Annotated in this window: 15 protein-coding genes; 3 read left to right on the forward strand and 12 right to left on the reverse strand. The window is 66.7% G+C overall.

From position 1 onward, the window contains the following. Nucleotides 1–11: 11 nt before the first annotated feature. Nucleotides 12–740, reverse strand: a complete 729-nt coding sequence (locus tag P1K32_RS02260; protein WP_276251103.1) for an RNA methyltransferase — start codon at nucleotides 738–740, stop codon at nucleotides 12–14. Then, nucleotides 737–1,261, reverse strand: a complete 525-nt coding sequence (locus P1K32_RS02265; RefSeq protein WP_276251104.1) for a DUF8114 family protein — start codon at nucleotides 1,259–1,261, stop codon at nucleotides 737–739. Before P1K32_RS02265 ends, P1K32_RS02260 begins: the two co-directional genes overlap by 4 nt. 251 nt (nucleotides 1,262–1,512) lie before the next feature. Between P1K32_RS02265 and P1K32_RS02270 the strand changes: the two genes are divergently transcribed. Then, complete coding sequence (locus tag P1K32_RS02270; protein WP_276251105.1) at nucleotides 1,513–2,208, forward strand: 6-hydroxymethylpterin diphosphokinase MptE-like protein; 696 nt, start codon at nucleotides 1,513–1,515, stop codon at nucleotides 2,206–2,208. Nucleotides 2,209–2,215: 7 nt separating this feature from the next. On the opposite strand, the gene P1K32_RS02275 is transcribed toward P1K32_RS02270, so the two are convergent. The 4 genes from P1K32_RS02275 to P1K32_RS02290 all read right to left on the reverse strand — a co-directional run bounded on the left by P1K32_RS02275 (nucleotide 2,216) and on the right by P1K32_RS02290 (nucleotide 6,309). After that, nucleotides 2,216–3,214 (reverse strand): TIGR04024 family LLM class F420-dependent oxidoreductase, encoded by a 999-nt coding sequence (locus tag P1K32_RS02275; RefSeq protein WP_276251106.1) that lies wholly within the window; start codon nucleotides 3,212–3,214, stop codon nucleotides 2,216–2,218. A gap of 209 nt (nucleotides 3,215–3,423) precedes the next feature. Beyond that, nucleotides 3,424–4,533: a glycosyltransferase family protein gene (locus tag P1K32_RS02280; protein ID WP_276251107.1), complete on the reverse strand. Its 1,110-nt coding sequence runs from the start codon at nucleotides 4,531–4,533 to the stop codon at nucleotides 3,424–3,426. Continuing rightward, nucleotides 4,534–5,718, reverse strand: a complete 1,185-nt coding sequence (gene folP, locus P1K32_RS02285) for a dihydropteroate synthase (RefSeq protein WP_276251108.1) — start codon at nucleotides 5,716–5,718, stop codon at nucleotides 4,534–4,536. Nucleotides 5,719–5,811: 93 nt separating this feature from the next. Then, nucleotides 5,812–6,309 carry a dihydrofolate reductase gene (locus P1K32_RS02290; RefSeq protein WP_276251109.1) on the reverse strand — a complete coding sequence of 166 codons (498 nt, stop codon included), beginning with the start codon at nucleotides 6,307–6,309 and terminating at the stop codon, nucleotides 5,812–5,814. Between the two features lie 89 nt (nucleotides 6,310–6,398). Between P1K32_RS02290 and rbcL the strand changes: the two genes are divergently transcribed. After that, nucleotides 6,399–7,679 (forward strand): type III ribulose-bisphosphate carboxylase, encoded by a 1,281-nt coding sequence (gene rbcL / locus P1K32_RS02295; RefSeq protein WP_276251110.1) that lies wholly within the window; start codon nucleotides 6,399–6,401, stop codon nucleotides 7,677–7,679. Nucleotides 7,680–7,786: 107 nt separating this feature from the next. On the opposite strand, the gene P1K32_RS02300 is transcribed toward rbcL, so the two are convergent. Beyond that, nucleotides 7,787–8,584 (reverse strand): hypothetical protein, encoded by a 798-nt coding sequence (locus P1K32_RS02300; RefSeq protein WP_276251111.1) that lies wholly within the window; start codon nucleotides 8,582–8,584, stop codon nucleotides 7,787–7,789. Nucleotides 8,585–8,761: 177 nt separating this feature from the next. Here P1K32_RS02300 and P1K32_RS02305 point away from each other — a divergent pair, with 177 nt between their 5' ends. Next, nucleotides 8,762–9,775 carry a phosphotransferase family protein gene (locus P1K32_RS02305; protein ID WP_276251112.1) on the forward strand — a complete coding sequence of 338 codons (1,014 nt, stop codon included), beginning with the start codon at nucleotides 8,762–8,764 and terminating at the stop codon, nucleotides 9,773–9,775. Nucleotides 9,776–9,863: 88 nt separating this feature from the next. On the opposite strand, the gene P1K32_RS02310 is transcribed toward P1K32_RS02305, so the two are convergent. The 5 genes from P1K32_RS02310 to P1K32_RS02330 form a co-directional block, all read right to left on the reverse strand. Further along, nucleotides 9,864–10,754 (reverse strand): ATP-dependent ribose-1-phosphate kinase, encoded by an 891-nt coding sequence (locus P1K32_RS02310; protein ID WP_276251113.1) that lies wholly within the window; start codon nucleotides 10,752–10,754, stop codon nucleotides 9,864–9,866. Continuing rightward, nucleotides 10,754–11,710, reverse strand: coding sequence for a ribose 1,5-bisphosphate isomerase (locus tag P1K32_RS02315; protein WP_276251114.1), 957 nt, complete (start codon nucleotides 11,708–11,710; stop codon nucleotides 10,754–10,756). Before P1K32_RS02315 ends, P1K32_RS02310 begins: the two co-directional genes overlap by 1 nt. Nucleotides 11,711–11,798: 88 nt before the next feature. Next, on the reverse strand, nucleotides 11,799–12,311 hold the full coding sequence (locus P1K32_RS02320; protein WP_276251115.1) for an HTH domain-containing protein: 513 nt from the start codon (nucleotides 12,309–12,311) through the stop codon (nucleotides 11,799–11,801). A gap of 740 nt (nucleotides 12,312–13,051) precedes the next feature. Next, nucleotides 13,052–14,128 (reverse strand): methionine synthase, encoded by a 1,077-nt coding sequence (locus tag P1K32_RS02325; RefSeq protein WP_276251116.1) that lies wholly within the window; start codon nucleotides 14,126–14,128, stop codon nucleotides 13,052–13,054. After that, complete coding sequence (locus tag P1K32_RS02330) at nucleotides 14,125–15,126, reverse strand: 5-methyltetrahydropteroyltriglutamate--homocysteine methyltransferase (protein ID WP_276251117.1); 1,002 nt, start codon at nucleotides 15,124–15,126, stop codon at nucleotides 14,125–14,127. The genes P1K32_RS02325 and P1K32_RS02330 overlap by 4 nt, the downstream gene beginning before the upstream one ends. Nucleotides 15,127–15,181 lie beyond the last annotated feature (55 nt).

The raw sequence follows: 15,181 nt of genomic DNA on the forward strand, positions 1-15,181 counted from the left end.
GTTCATCCGTATCAGTCGTCGTTTTCAGCCCGTTCGACTCGCCCGCTTGCGCGGCGGAACACACCTCTGAGCGTCTTCGTCTCGCGGCCGGTCGGATGGGCACGGCCCACGAGCCGACGGAAGAGCCGACGGACGCGGTGGCGTTTTTCCTCTGGGTGGTCGATTGTGTCCAGGAACGCCGCGAACTCCTCGTGGAGCCCCTCGACGGCGGCCTCGTCGGCTCTGGCGTGGATATCCTCGGGGTGCTGGTCGCGCTCGACGGTCAGGTCGCGCAGTTCGTAGAGGACGATAGTCGCGGCCTGTCCGAGGTTCAGGACGGGGTAGTCGGCGCTGGCCGGAATCGAGCAGATCTCGTCTAAGCGTTCGAGTTCGTCGTTGGTCAGGCCGACCCGCTCGCGGCCGAAGACGACGCAGGTGTCTGTCTCGACGTCGGCCAGTGAGTCGGCCAGTTCTCGGGGCGTCTTCGCGGGGTAGCGGACGTGGCTGGAGTCGTCCTCGTTCGTCGTCGCGGTGCAGGCGACGGTGTGGTAGTTCTCGACGAGAGAGTCGAAGCTCACCTCTCGGGCGTTCGGGAGGATGTCCTCGCGGGCCTGCCCGGCGAAGCCGTAGGCCTCGCCGTCGGGGTCGAGTGCCGGCGGGTCCACGAGCAGCAGTTCCGAGAGACCGAAGTTCTTCATCGACCGGGCGATGGTCCCGACGTTGCCCGGCGTCTCGGCGTCGACGATGGCGACCGATATCATACGTCGAGGTCGTCGAGGTTGATGTCCATCGCGTCGAGGTCCGCCTCGTCGAGCCCATCTATCTCCTCCTCGAAGCCGGGGATTGCCTCGTTTCGCCCCGGAGCCTCCGGGAGCGAGGTCGGGTCCTCGTCGACGTGTTCGAGACCCTCGTAGTCCTCGGGGGCGCGGTTACCGTCGAGAATCCACTGGTGGAAGGCATCACGGAGTTCGAGTTCGCCGGCGAAGTCGGACCCGCCCGCCTCACGGAACCAGTAGAGAAAGTCCGGTTCGTGGGCAGAACACAGCACTACCTCCCCGCGGGGTTCGCCGTAGATGACCTCTGCGACGTTGCACTCCTCGATGCGGTTCTCGCCGTACTCCAGCCAGCAGGCGTCACAGGGGTCCACAACCCGGTCTGCGAGTACGAGGATGCGCTGGCGGTCCTCTGGCTCCATCGTCGCCAGCGGGCGCACCCGGCCGTCCTCGCCCAGCACGTCCTCGTCGAACCGCCAGCCGCGTAACCCGATGTTGACCTTGCCCATACGCGACGGTTGGGCGACTGCGAGATTAAAAGGGCACGGTGTTCGCGTCCGTCTGCCCGCCGGGCGGCCATATCTCAAGAGATGATAGGGAGGTGGAGACCAGGTGGACGGCAGGTGTGAGTAAGAGAAAGCTTATACCGGAGGCGTCAGTAGTTTGGCGTGAAAGCCGAAAGGGCACCCGGGTAGGGGTACACGGACGTGCCACTTCGGCTCAACCCGCTTTATCTGGCACCAGCCCTTCAGCGACAGCTATGGACTTTCAGACCTGGGAACCGGTGTACGAGGGGCTGCTCGCGTCGTTTGGCTACCCCCGCGACGGAGACGAACGGGCCCGAGACCGACTCGGTGCGTTGCTTTCCGACACCGAGACCTACGACCCATCGACGCTGGCCCTCGAGGGGAAGACAGTCGCTGTCGCCGGCGCCGGCCCGTCCCTGGAACGCGAGGCCGACCGGGCGGCCGAGGCGGACGCGGTGCTTGCCGCCTCGACGGCCGTCGACCGCCTGCACGAGCGGGGCGTCGCCGTCGACGCGATGGTCACCGATCTCGACAAGAACCCAGCGACGGGGCGAGAACTCACAGAGGCGGGGACCCCGGTGTTCGCCCACGCCCACGGCGACAACGTCCCCGCCGTCGAGGAACACGTCCCGACCTACGACCCCGCCTTCGTGGTGCCGACCACACAGGCCGGCCCGACCGACCGGGTCCACAACTTCGGCGGGTTCACAGACGGCGACCGGGCGGCCTTCACCGCCGACCACTTCGGCGCCGCCGAAATCCGGTTCGTCGGCTGGGACTTCGACGACCCGGACGTGTCCCCCGAGAAACGCGAGAAGCTCCGGTGGGCCGAACGGCTGCTGTACTGGCTGGAACGCCGCCGCGGAGAGCGGTTCGCCGTCCTCGACGGCCGTCGGGACGACATCGTCCCGGTAGCTGGGGCGGAGTAATCGTCTGTCAGGGCGAAAGCGCGGCCATCGTCGCCTCGATATCGGCCCGTTCGGCCGCTCTGGGGAACGAGACGTTGATGGCGTCGACGCCGTCGATACCCTCGAAGCGCTCGATGTGGTCCCGGCACTCCTCGGGGGTCCCGGCCACGGCGAGGGCGTCTAGCAGCTCGTCGTCGATAGCGGCCATTGCGGCCTCGCGGTCGCCGTCGTTCCACTGCTCGAAGACGGACGTCGCGGTGTCTTCGTACCCCTGCCGGGCGAGCGCGTCGCGGTAGTAGGTTCCCATGCCGCCGACGTAGAAGGCGACGTGCTGGCGAGTCATGGCGCGGGCGCGCTCGCGGTCTTCCAGCGCACAGCAGGGCACGGAGAACGTGACCCGCTGGCTCGCCCGGTCGCGGTCGCCGAGCTCGGCCCCGCGGTCGAAGTCCTCGAGGCGGTCGGCCATGCCCTCGACGGTAAAGAGCAGGGCGTGCCAGCCGTCGGCAAAGCGCCCCGCGAGTTCGACGGCCTTGGGCCCCAGCCCGCCGGCGTCTATCGGGGGAGTGGGGTCCGGCGGGTCACAGCGCAGCCGAAACCCCGAGAGCTCGAAGAAGTCGCCGTCGTACTCGACGCTCTCGCCCGACAGCACCTGCTTGACGACGTCGATTGTCTCCCGGGTCCGGCGCAACGGTCGCTCGAACGATTCCCCGTGCCACCCCTCGATGACGCGCGGGCCGGAGGGCCCGAGCCCGACGCGCAGGCGCCCGTCGGACGCTTCCTGGAGCGTGGCGGCAGTCTGGCCGATGAGCGCCGGCGAGCGCGAGTAAACGTTCAACAGGGAGGTACCGATGCCCACGCCGTCGGTTCCGTGGGCGATGCTGGAAAGCGTGGTCACGGCGTCCCGGCCCCAGGTCTCTGGCAGCCAGACCCGTTCGTATCCCTCTACCTCGGCCAACTGGCTCAGCCCGACCAGCGTCGAGACCGAGGGCTGGGCGGCGACGGGGAGGTAGATATCTCTGGCCGTCATCGGTCGGCTGTCTCGGGTCGCGGTCGTATCGGTCGAACGCTGGAGGCGGCTCGTGACGGTGGAGTGGGACGTATCGCCGACATACCCGTATCTCCGAACCGGCATGGTATAAAATGACAGGCACACCAGCGAAGCGTCGTTGAAACTGGTTCCAACGGGCGTCCCGTTGCCGGGCTCGAATCAGCACAGTCGGACGCCGGGCGTCCGTTTCAGTCCAGTCGAGAGCCGCTGGAGCGCCCGAGTGCGTCACGGGAGGCCGCCAGCACGCTCGCCGGTGCCAGCGTCGTCTCCGTCCACGCGGGGAGTCTGTCGTCCGGGCCCGGCGCCCGGATGCTCTCCGCGTAGGACTGTACCTGTGAGCGCTCTGCGTCGCGGTCGTAGGTGAGCCCGTTGACCGCGGCGTCGGCGCCGTACTGCCGGACGAGCGTGTCGGCCGCGTCCCGGTAGGCGTCGGGCAGGCGCTCGTAGTCGGGCTGGAGGCCGTGGTCCTCGAGGACCCGAAAGAGCGCCTCGCCGACCTCCTCGGCCATCGTCGAGAGCCCGCCACGGCCGCCGACGGGTCGGTGGTCGTGGCGATGCATCCCGAGGTCGACCTGCGCGGTGGCGGTCTCGCCGACCACGTCGTAGGCCTCCCCGAGCATCCCTATCTCCAGCCCCCAGGCCCGCTGGGCCCGAATCGAGCGGGCCGCGTCGGCGGTAACGGCGAACTCGCCGGCCAGCGGGTAGCGAAACGCCGAGAGATACGCGAGTAGCGGGTCGTCGTGGGCGCTCGAGAGCGCCCGTAGCAGTGGTGCCACGAACAGCCGCGCGAGCCGGCCGTAGAGTTGGCCGTCCTCGACACGGGCGTAGTACCCCTTGACGAACTCATAGCCCATCTCCAGCCCGGCGAGCAGGCGCGGCACGTGTCTAGGGGAGTAGGTGGAGGCGTCGGCGTCGTGGACGGCCACGTAGTCGGCCCGACTCGCGGCCAGCCCGAGCCCGAGCCAGACGTCGCGACCTTTCCCCATCGCGCCGTCGAGCCCGTGGTCGTCGAGCAGCGACGGGAGGGTGGGGGCGTTACACCACAGTGTCGTCACGTCGAGGTCGAACTCGGCGGCCCAGCGGTCGAAGGCTGCGGCGACCTCCTTGGGACCCCGCAGCGGGACCACGACCGCGTCGGGGCCGACGGTTTCGAGCGCCTCGAAGACGTGCGTGGGCGTGACGGCCGCCTCGCTCTCCCCGGCGATGGGGACGACGACCGAACTCTCGCCGTCGGGCATCGCCGGCACCGCGTCGGTCAGGTCGTGCAGCGTCGTGATACGCTCCTGAAGGTAGTCCATCTATGGGTCGGTACGGAGCGCCTCGACGACCGGTTCGAAAGCGGGTTTGCCGGCGAGTTCGCCGGCCGCCGCTCGGAGCGCGTCGGGTCGCCCGCCAAGCAGAACGCCGCCGTCACCGGTGGTGGCGACGAGGCCTGCCGACTCGGCGACGTCGGCCAGTTCCGCGGCGGCGCCAGGGTCGAGCCCGGAGACCTCGAAGACGCGGCTGACGTAGGCCTCGCTGTTGTCGGTCGACCCACCGAGCGTTTCGAGGTGACGTGCGACCTCGGTGGCCCGTCGGGCGTCGAGTTCAGTCACCGTCGGGCTGTCGCCGACGACAGTGGTCCGCTCGGTGAACGCCGCGCCGATTTTGGCGGCGTCGACGGTCTCTTTGACGTCGTGGGTCCGGACGATATGGGCGCCCCGTTCGACCGCCATCGCTGTCGCCGCGAGTGAGACGGGCAGGGCCTCTTCTGTCGAGCGATCGGCGATAGTTCTGAGGAAGTTCTTCCGGTTGATGGAGACCAGAATGGGGCGGCCGAAGCCGCGGAACTCACGCAGGCGCTCGAAGGTCGCGTGGTCCTCGGCGATGGTCTTTGCCTCGCTCCAGCCGCCGAAGGCCGGGTCGACGATGGTCTTCTCGGTGAGGCCGTTCTGTTTGAGCGCCTCGTACACCTTGTCGACGTAGTCGGCCGACTCGGCCCACTCGGGGGACTTGCGGGCGGCCCAGTCGGTCTCCTCGACGGCCCCGGGCCGTTCGAGGTCCGGCGGGCTCGCCATCTTCGCGACGGCCACGTCGTACTCACGGCAGATTTCGGGCATCTCCGGGTCGGCGAAGCCACAGATGTCGTTGACCATGTCGAAGCCGCCCTCGATGGCGGCCTCGGCGACCTCGGCGTAGCGGGTCTCGATGGAGAAGATAGCGTCGCCGCTGACCGACTCGATGGTCTCGATGGCGGTGTCAAGCCGGTCGAGTTCGTCCGCCGCCGACAGGACATCGAGGCGCTTGTTGGCCGACTCAAGGCCCACGTCGACGATGTCGGCGCCCTCGCCGATGAGCTCCTCGTCGACGTAGGTGGCGGCCTCGGCCGGGTCGTCGTACACCGAGGGCGAGTACGGCGACTCCTTGCTGACGTTCAGCACGCCCATGATGCGTGGGGGGTGGTCGTCACCGATCGAAAGCCCTGCCGCGTCGACCGTTTGCATAGCCGTCACCAGGGACTGGGGACGGTAAGCGTTGGCGTTTCCGGCACCGCCGTCGGGCTCGACTGGTCGAGTCGGGCGGGTCCCGTTGACCTGTCAGGCGGTCCCCTCGGCCGGGTCGAGCGGCGCTTCGTTGACGTACTCGATAACGTCGAAGTCGTCGTACTCGTGGCGCTCGGTCACCGCCCAGTTCGTCCCCAGGTAGGGGAACACGCGGCTCCCGGTCTTTGTCTCGGGCAGTTCCGATACGTAGGCGCGGTCGGCGTACGGGAGAAACATCGCGTAGACGGACTGGCCGCCGATGACGTAGCCGGTGTCGCGCTGGGCTTCGACGGCTTCGAGGGCGTCTGGGACGGTCGAGACGAAGGTTGCGCCGTCTTCCTCGTACTCGTCGGGCGTGCTGGTGAGGACGACCGGGTGAGTCCCGCGGACCCGCGTCATCCCCATGTGGGTCTTGCGCCCGACGATTACGGGGTGGTCGGCGACGCGCTCTTTGTACTGCTGTTCGTCCTCGTCGTAGTGCCAGGGAATCGTCTCCCCGTCGCCGATGGCACCCGTCCGAGCCACTCCGGCGACGAGTCTGAGTTCGACCATGGCCGGTGTTGGGGTGGGCCCCCTAAGCGAGTGTCGCCGGCAGATACCTACCGCCCCATACTTATCACGCCAGCGTGCGTAGTGTTACCATGGTAGGTATCACGTACGAAGACTTCCTCGACCTGGACCACGACCCCGACGGGACGGAGCTCGTCTGTGCGTTCTACGTCGAACCCGCCGCCGACCAGTCCCCGGAGTCGGCGGCCAGCCGCGTCGCGAGTGAGTCCTCGAACGGCACCTGGGCCGAGCTGCAGGTCGAGGGGTCGGTGACTGACCTCTCGGCGACGGCCTGTGGTATCGAGGAAACGGCGGTGGCCGGGCGGGCCGACCGCGAGGGCTACCGCGTCCGCGTCTCCTACCCCGACGCGCTCTTCGAGCCGGGGAACATGCCTCAGGTGCTCTCTTGCATCGCGGGCAACATCATCGGGATGAAAGCCGTCGACCGCATCCGGCTGCAGGACTGCGAGTGGCCCGAACCGCTGACGACATCGTTCCCCGGCCCACAGTTCGGCACCGGCGTCCGAACCAAAATCTTCGACGCTGGCGACCGGCCCATCACGGCAACGGTCCCGAAACCGAAGGTCGGCCTCTCGACGGACCAGCACGCCCAGATAGGGTACGAGGCCTGGACCGGCGGGCTCGATCTCCTGAAAGACGACGAGAACCTCACCGACCAGGCGTTCAACCCCTTCGAGGACCGCCTGACCGAGTCGCTGGCGATGCGCGATACGGCCGAAGACGAGACCGGCGAGAAAAAGTCCTATCTGCTGAACGTCACCGGAACCGGCCACGAGATGCTCGAGCGGGTTGACCTGGCCGCCGAGCACGGCTGTGAGTACGTCATGGTCGACGTGGTGACCTGTGGGTGGGCCGCCCTCCAGCAGGTCCGGGAGCGCTGTGGGCACCACGGGCTGGCCATCCACGCCCACCGGGCGATGCACGCCGCCTTCGACCGCCTGCCGGACCACGGCGTCTCGATGCGGGTCATCGCCCAGATAGCCCGACTCTGTGGCGTCGACCAGATTCACACCGGGACCGCGGACCTGGGCAAACTCGCCAACGAGGACACGGTGGGGATCAACGAGTGGCTCTACTCGGAACTCCACGGACTCACCGACGTGTTGCCGATGGCGTCGGGCGGCCTGCATCCGGGGCTGGTCCCGGAACTTGTCGACCGCTGTGGAACGGATATCGGCGTCCAGGCCGGCGGCGGCGTCCACGGCCACCCGGACGGCACCCACGCCGGCGCGAAAGCGCTGCGTGCGGCTGTCGACGCCGTGGCCGCCGGTCGTGACATCGAGACGGCCGCCGAGGAGACGCCCGAACTGGCGACGGCACTGGCAAAGTGGGGAACCGAAACGCCGCGATAGCACCGCAGCGGATTCAACGGTCGGCTCTCATACTGGTGGCTGTAACAAACTACGGAACTCGCTACCCTGAGGTGGCGATTATCTGTACGAACGTACAGCCACCAGTATTAGTCCGGGCTGTATCGCTGTGCGCCACAGACGCGACAGGCCCACAGTCGTCGCTCGGGCTGGTCCGGCGTGTCCGCCTGCGGGTCCGAAGCGTCGTGTTCGGTCACAGCACCACAGTCGACACAGTAGAGCGGGTTGCCAAAGGCGTCGGGTTCCTCGGGCAGCGAGTATCGCTTGACGATACCGGGTACGACCCAGTACTGTACGTCGGCGGTATCAATAACCGCCGCCAGCGTCTCGACATCCTCGCCGTCGGCCACAGTCGCGCCGTCCTCGCAATAGATAGTCGGGTCTGTCGGCTCGGGCGACTCGCACCGAGCGGTCGCCGTCTCGAAGAGCGACTGCCCGGCCGCGGACCTAACCGGGACGGCACTTGGGAGGGGTGGCCAGCCCTCGGTCGGCTCACTCGGCAGCGACGTCTCGAACGCGGCCCGCAAGGTCACCTCGCCGTGGGAGACGTCCGGCCCGCTCACGATTGTCCGGCCTCGGGCGAAGGCGATGGCAGCCGACGCCCTGGCCGCACGGGCCCCGTCGGCGGGGACGACAGCGAGGACGACGCGGTCGTACGACCACGGCTCCGCGTCGTCCCGGCAGTCCCCGTCCGGCGTGACACAGTGTGGGCACCGAACACTGCCCGGCGGAATCTCTTGCCAGCAGGTCGCACAGGTGCTTGTCTTTGACTGGTCAGCCGCTGTCGGCTCGTCCGTCGGCGCCGCTGATTGCTCTGTGTCCGCTGTCTCGTCATCACTACCGTTGCCGGACCCTCCCACGGGACCTGGCCCACCCTCGTTCCCCATTCACTCGCTTTAAAGGTTACACGACTGATAAATCTTCCTCTCTTTTCAGTCGGAGAAAACGCGGCAGCCCCGGACGTGTCGGGACGGCGGTACCGTTCGCCCGGTCTGCTCGGCTCGGTCCCCCACGGCGGACGGACACTGACAGTTTTATTTAGCCAACCCTCTTAGCCGCTCGCAGTGTCGACGCCGGAAGACGACATCCGTGCTGTCCTCGACGAGTCGGGGCCGGACTACAACGGATTCACGTTCGAGACCCCTGGCGGCGGTCACCAGAGTGATGTCTATATGGTGACGCTCAACCACGGCGGCGAGGAGTACGAGGTCGTGGTGAAGTTCAAGCCGGACGGTGACATCCCGTTCGACATCGAGCCCAAACTCCACGAGTACGTCGCCAACCGGACCGACGTGCCCGTCCCGCGCATTCTGGTGTTCAAACAGCAGCCGACGGTCGACGTGCGACCGTACTTCGTCACCGAGCGGGTCCACGGGGAGAATCTCTCACAGGAGTTCGCGACGCTCTCAGCCGAGGACCGCCTGCGCGTCATGCAACAGGCCGGCCATATCCTCGGCGACCTCCACTCCGAGATCGGCTTCGAGGCCTTCGGCCGGCTGGACCTCCACAACGGCCGGCTCATCGTCCGGGACTGGATGGGGAGCTGGCGAGAGTACTTCGAGCAACTCACGCGTGGGCACCTCTCCCGACTCGACGACACGCCGTTCGCTGACGTGAAAGGCCGCGCGCTGGAGAAGATAGAGCCGGCCCTCGAATTCGTCCCCGAAGACGGCGTCCCCCGGCTGGTCCACGACGACTTCCGGCCGGCGAACCTCCTCTTCGAGGCCGGGACCGAGCGACCGATCACGGCCGTGCTGGACTGGCAGGACGTGCTCGCGGCCCTGCCCGAGTACAACCTCGCCCAGACCGAGTTCCTCTTTATCGACTCCTCGTTTACCGACCCCGACGTGCGCGAGAGTCTGCGCACGGAGTTCCACGAGGGGTACACCGAACACCGGCCGATGGACTTCGAGGACGGCTACGCCGACCGCCGGCCGCTCTACCAGCTCTCGACGCTGCTGTGGCGGATGGCCGGTTTCGAGGCCGTCTTCGACGACGACTCCGGGCTCGTCCAGGCCCGCGCCGAGGCCCAGTACCGCCAGCAGTTCGAGCGGCTTCTCGACGCGATGCCGGAGTAGCGGTTTCTCATACTGGTGGCTGTACGTTCGTGAAGCTATTCGCCACGCCGGAGTGGCGAATTACGTCAGTTTGTTACAGCCACCAGTATCACCTCTCGCTTGGCCCGATGTCCAGCAGCGCCTGGACGTCCCGCCACTCGACCTGGACCCGGGCGCCGGGTGTCCGCGCCGCCAGCGCTCCGCAGGCGTTGCCGACCGCGAGCGCCCGCTCCAGGTCGTCCCCACGAGCGACCAGAAAGCCCGCGGCGAAGGCGTCGCCGGCACCCGTGGTGTCCACCGGGTCGACGGCAAACCCGGGATGGTACACCTCCCGGCCACCGTCGAACACCGTTGCACCGCCCGACCCCTGTTTGATGACCAGCGTCGAAACCGCGTCGGCGAACCCATCCTCGCGGAGGACGGTCGCCTCGCGCTCGTTACAGAACAGCAGGTCGGTCCGACAGATGGTCTCGGCGAAGTCCCGGTCAGCGAGCCGCCGGCCGGGGTCGAAGCTCACTGATAGGCCCGCCTCCTCGGCAGTGTGGGCCAGTTCGGCGGCCGTCTCGGGCCGCTGGCTCGTCAGGTGCAGGTGGTCGGCGGCGGTGAGCTGGCGCTTCGAGAGGTCGGCGGCGGCGTAGGCTTCGTTTGCCCCGTCGTTGCCGAACATCAGCAGCTCGCCCGAGTCATCGACCACGAGATACTTCACGGCCGTCTCGCCGTCGGTCTCGACCAGCGCCGTCTCGACGCCGGCGTCCTCGAGTTCACGGCGGACGAGCCAGCCGTTCTCGTCTCGACCGACACTGCCAAGCAGCAGCGGGCTGGCGTCGAGTCCCGCCAGCGCGACGGCGACGTTCGAGGCGCTACCGCCGCCGGACTGGTACTGGTCGGCGATACAGGCCTCGCCGTCCGGCTCGGGGAGCCGGTCGACCCGCAGCGTCACGTCCCAGTTGACGTGGCCGGCACAGATGACCCGCAACGGCGCGCCCTCCTCTCCCTTCATCATCCCTCCTGCCACGGTTCAGTCGGACCCTCGCCGAAGAGCTCGCGCATCAGCGTGACGACGCTCTCGGGCGGGAACTGGCCGCGCTCGGTGACGATGGCGTCGATGTACCGGGGCGGCGTCACGTCGAAGGCCGGGTTCTCGACGGTGACGTCACCGGTGTTCTCCCGGTCGGTCTCAGCGAGGACTTCCGACTCGTCACGCATCTCTATCTCGACGGCGTTGCCGGTCATCGTTGCGGGGTCGAGCTTCAGCGTCCCGGCGGCGACGACGGTGGGCGTCCCGCGTTCCCGGGCGACCACCGCCAGCCCAGAGGTACCGACCTTGTTCACCACGCTCCCGTCGGCGGCGATAGCGTCCGCCCCGACGATGACGTGGTCCACGTCGTCAAGATACCGTCGCGCGGCGCTGTCGACAACCAGGGTCACGTCGACGCCGAGTTCGCGCAGTTCGCGGGCGGTGATGTGGCCCTGCTGGCGCGGCCGCGTCTCCTTGACGATGGCCGACAGTGTCTTCCCGTCGTCGACGGCCGCCTCGACGCAGGCCAGCACATCGGTCGAGTGGCAATGGGTCATGATAGTGTCGCCGTCGCGCAGTCGGTTGGCGCCGACCCGTCCGAGGTCGTCCTGTGCGGTCTCCAGCCTGTCCCGGAACTCCGCGGCGCTCTCGACGGCGTTCGCGCGAACCGTCTCGACGGCCTCACCCGTCGCCCGGCGCAGGACGTATCGGCAGGCGTTCGGGAGGCTGACCGCGGTCGGGCGGGTCGAAAGCAGAAATCGAGCGGCGGCCCGAAGCTCCGCCAGCAGTTCCGGGGCCGTCTCCGCGTCGCTCTCGACGGCCTGTGTCTCGAGTGCATCGGCGGTCGCAGCGGCGATGTTCGCCGCCCCTCGCGTCTCCATCGTCTCGATGGCCCCGGCCACGTCGTGTACGCGCGGCTGGAGTGCTCCCCGGTCCATGGTACCTACTACCACAGTGTATGCCTAAAGTACAGCGGTCGATGGCCGACTAGGTCCAGCGGATGGTCGGCTCGATACGCCCGAACGACTACGGCAGCGCTTCGACGCCCGCCTCGAGCCACGGCTCGGTGCGGTCGACAGTGACGGTGTCGAACTGGGCCAGCCACGCCTCGTCGCCACGCTCGAAGGCGTCCAGCGCATCGCCGACCGTGTAGACGTGGTCGCCGTCCGCACAGGGGAAGACGGACTGCAGGCGCTTCTCGTCGTAGATAGCCAGCGAGACCACGGGGAAGACGACGACCTCGTCGACCTGGTCCATGCCCACGTAGGTGCGCGTGCGGTGCTCGAAGGCCGGCTCCAGCGACGACCCGTTGCGGTCGGCCCAGTCGGCGAACTCCTCGTAGGTCGCCAGCGCCCCCGAACGGGTGTCCTCGGCCATCGTCCGGATGCGCTGCCACTCGCCGGTCACCATCGACTCGGTGAAGACGCCGTTTGCCTCCAGTCGGTTGACCCGGTTCAACACCTGCTGCTGAGCGTCGAATGTCCCGTACGTGTCACCGCGAAGATACAGTTCCGCTCGGAGGTGTGTTTCGTCGGTCATCGGTTATCTCGTCTGGGATATCTGTCGAGTATAACTAAACTCTTTCCCAGCGACAATAGTTGACATACGTATATTTGCCCACAAAGGTAATACGACAAAACAAGTTTTTGAGACCCTCTAAACACGTTTCTGTGAAAGAATTGTTGGTTGGATTTGACTTAGAATCTATAACTTAATTTTTGCGCTGGTCGATTCAATGTTCGTCTATCGTCGAATATCGAGCAGTGATTACTGGACGGTCCTGTCGGTCATCATCTCGAAACGATAGTTCCTACGTGAGAAATATTTCCGCATCGTTCGACTGTTCGAGAACGCGTCGCCCGCTCGCTACAACGGAGGATAAACACGCTGCTCGCGGGTCGCTTTGCTCGCGCGACCTCGCTGCTCGCGGATGAAACCGCTCGCCGGTTCAATCGTTTCGCGGGTCGCTTCGCTCGCGGTTACACCGCTCGCCATCGAGGCACTTCGTGCCCCCCACTCTCGACTAAACATTCGAGGTCGCTACGCGACCGCTCTGCGCGCGGCTCACTACGTTCACCGCACGCAACAACGTGGTTCTCGCTACGTCGTCGGGCGGCTTCGCCGCCCGACTGCCCGAGGGACCGCTGGTCCCTCGCTGCTCGAACCACGCTAGTCATCCGCTGCCCGGATAACTGACTACTCGCGGATGAAACCGCTCGAACTGTCAGTCATCCGCTGCCCGGATAACTGACTACTCGCGGATGAAACCGCTCGAACTGTCAGTCATCCGCGCTCGCTTCCGCACCACTGTCCGCGACGACTTCGATTTCGCCGGCGTCGAGCTCCTGTTCGACCTCGCGGGCGGCCTGCACCATGTTCTCCATCTTGCCGCGAGCGATCTCGCGGGGCAGGAGCTTCACGCCGCAGTCCGGCGAGACGGTCAGGCGCTCCGGCGGAACGACTTCCAGACCCTTCTTGATATTCTCCTTGATCTCCTCGACGGACTCGACCTCCGCGGTGTGGGCGTCCAGCACGCCCATGGCGAAGTCCTTGGTGAACTCGTGGTCTTTGAACACGTCGAGCTGTTCGTAGTTGCCGTTGGCCAGTTCCAGGTCGTACTCGTGGACCGGGTAGTCCAGAATCTCGGGGTAAATACGGGAGTAGTCGCCGTAGCAGACGTGCAGGCCCAGGCGCACGTCGTCGGGAATCTCGTCGACGATGCGTTCGAGACACTCGCCGACGATGGCGTGGTCGTCCGGCGTCGTCGCGAGGGCGGGCTCGTCTATCTGGATGTAACGGGCGCCCGCTTCGACCAGCGCCTCTATCTCCTCGTTGACGAGGTCGGCCAGTTCGTAGGCCAGCTGCTCCTCGCTGTCGTAGACCTCGTTGAACGACCAGTTCGCGAGCGTGTACGGCCCCGTGATGGGAACCTTGACGGGCCGTTCGGCGACCTCGTCGGTGAACTCGAACTCCTCGACGAGCCACTGCTCGCCGTACTCGACCTCGTCGGCGACGGAGGGCTTGTCGAAGTAGTTGTGGCCCCACACCTTCACGCGGCCGTTGAACTCGTAGCCGTCGATGCGGTGGGCGAAGTACTCGACCATCTCGTTGCGGCGCATCTCGCCGTCACAGACGACGTCGATGCCACAGCGCTCGTGCTCGTGAGTGATGAGCCGCGAGGCGTCGTCTTTCGACTCTTCCCACTCCTCCTCGCCGAAGTCGGCCGTCTCGTCCTCGAACAGCTCGCGGGCGCGGTCGTGCCACTTGGGCTTTGGGTAGGAGCCGACGACGGTCGTCAGCAGGAAGTGCTCGTTCTCGTGGTCCTCCGGTCGGAACTGCTCTCGTGGTCCTGTCATTGGTCTGCCTCCGTAGCCTCCAGTGCTGCCGCGTTCGCGAGGGACTGAATCTTGTCCTCGAACTTGTTAACCGGCAGGTAGAAAGTCTCGGTGTTCGTGGTCGCGTAGACGGTGTCGTAGGCGGTGTTGGTCTGCTGTTCGAACCAGTCGACGCGGTCCCGAATCGTCTCGGGCGACTCGACGCGGGTGTTCTGTCCGTCTACCACGCCCAGCGCGACGGCGTCCTTGGTGCCGTACTCCTGGACGTTGTAGACGTTCTTCTCGTGGTCAGAGACGAGGTCGAAGCCGATGGCGTCGACGTCGGCGTCCATCAGATGCGCGTAGGTCTTCTCCTCGATCGGGCCCCAGTAGGTGTGGGTGACGACCTCGGCGTCGACGGCGTTCGCGACGGCGTCGATGGCCTCGCTAGCGCGCTCGTCCGCGCCGTCCTCGGGCGGGCTCTCGACGAGCGACGGCTCAAGCAGGAACAGCGTCTCGACGTCGGGGAACTGCTCGACCTCGCCGACGAGGAAGTCAGCGACGGCGTCGAGGAACGCGGCCTCGTCGCCGTAGTGCTCGTCGGTCGCCAGGTCCGCGAGCGAGTACGGTCCGGGGAGGACGGCCTGCAGGCCCGAGTCGACCAGCTCGGCGGCGGCGTCGAGCTCCGCGGCGACGTCGCCGTCGGCGGTCAGGTCGTCCGTGACAACCGGCTCTCGGTAGAAGTTGTTGTTGTCGTAGTAGCGGACGATGCCGCGGGTCTCGACGCTGTCGTGGACCGCCAGCGGGTGCGCGAGCATGTCGTCCCAGCGCAGCTGCCCCTCGCTGATGCGGTCGAGACCGGCGTCGCTCTGGAGGGAGACGACCTCATCGCGGGCGCGCTCGTAGGCGTCGGTAATCTCGTCGCCCTCGTCGCCGCTGATTAGGTCCGTCTTCTGGTGTCCTTTCAGGTCGGACAGCTCGTCCTTGGCCCAGTCCGGTAACGGAAACAGGCCGGGTGTCGTCGCAACAATTTCTGGCATTAGACGAGGCTATGAAATGACGAGCTTTAATATTTCCTATTCCAGAAAATGCCCT

This window comes from Haloarcula rara, assembly GCF_029338235.1.
Lineage (GTDB): Archaea > Halobacteriota > Halobacteria > Halobacteriales > Haloarculaceae > Haloarcula > Haloarcula rara.

Coding starts and splice junctions, on each gene's coding strand:
- P1K32_RS02260 (WP_276251103.1), bottom strand. CDS start 740: ATGATATCGGTCGCCATCGTCGACGCCGAGACGCCGGGCAACGTCGGG.
- P1K32_RS02265 (WP_276251104.1), bottom strand. CDS start 1,261: ATGGGCAAGGTCAACATCGGGTTACGCGGCTGGCGGTTCGACGAGGAC.
- P1K32_RS02270 (WP_276251105.1), top strand. CDS start 1,513: ATGGACTTTCAGACCTGGGAACCGGTGTACGAGGGGCTGCTCGCGTCG.
- P1K32_RS02275 (WP_276251106.1), bottom strand. CDS start 3,214: ATGACGGCCAGAGATATCTACCTCCCCGTCGCCGCCCAGCCCTCGGTC.
- P1K32_RS02280 (WP_276251107.1), bottom strand. CDS start 4,533: ATGGACTACCTTCAGGAGCGTATCACGACGCTGCACGACCTGACCGAC.
- folP (WP_276251108.1), bottom strand. CDS start 5,718: ATGCAAACGGTCGACGCGGCAGGGCTTTCGATCGGTGACGACCACCCC.
- P1K32_RS02290 (WP_276251109.1), bottom strand. CDS start 6,309: ATGGTCGAACTCAGACTCGTCGCCGGAGTGGCTCGGACGGGTGCCATC.
- rbcL (WP_276251110.1), top strand. CDS start 6,399: ATGGTAGGTATCACGTACGAAGACTTCCTCGACCTGGACCACGACCCC.
- P1K32_RS02300 (WP_276251111.1), bottom strand. CDS start 8,584: ATGGGGAACGAGGGTGGGCCAGGTCCCGTGGGAGGGTCCGGCAACGGT.
- P1K32_RS02310 (WP_276251113.1), bottom strand. CDS start 10,754: ATGAAGGGAGAGGAGGGCGCGCCGTTGCGGGTCATCTGTGCCGGCCAC.
- P1K32_RS02315 (WP_276251114.1), bottom strand. CDS start 11,710: ATGGACCGGGGAGCACTCCAGCCGCGCGTACACGACGTGGCCGGGGCC.
- P1K32_RS02320 (WP_276251115.1), bottom strand. CDS start 12,311: ATGACCGACGAAACACACCTCCGAGCGGAACTGTATCTTCGCGGTGAC.
- P1K32_RS02325 (WP_276251116.1), bottom strand. CDS start 14,128: ATGACAGGACCACGAGAGCAGTTCCGACCGGAGGACCACGAGAACGAG.
- P1K32_RS02330 (WP_276251117.1), bottom strand. CDS start 15,126: ATGCCAGAAATTGTTGCGACGACACCCGGCCTGTTTCCGTTACCGGAC.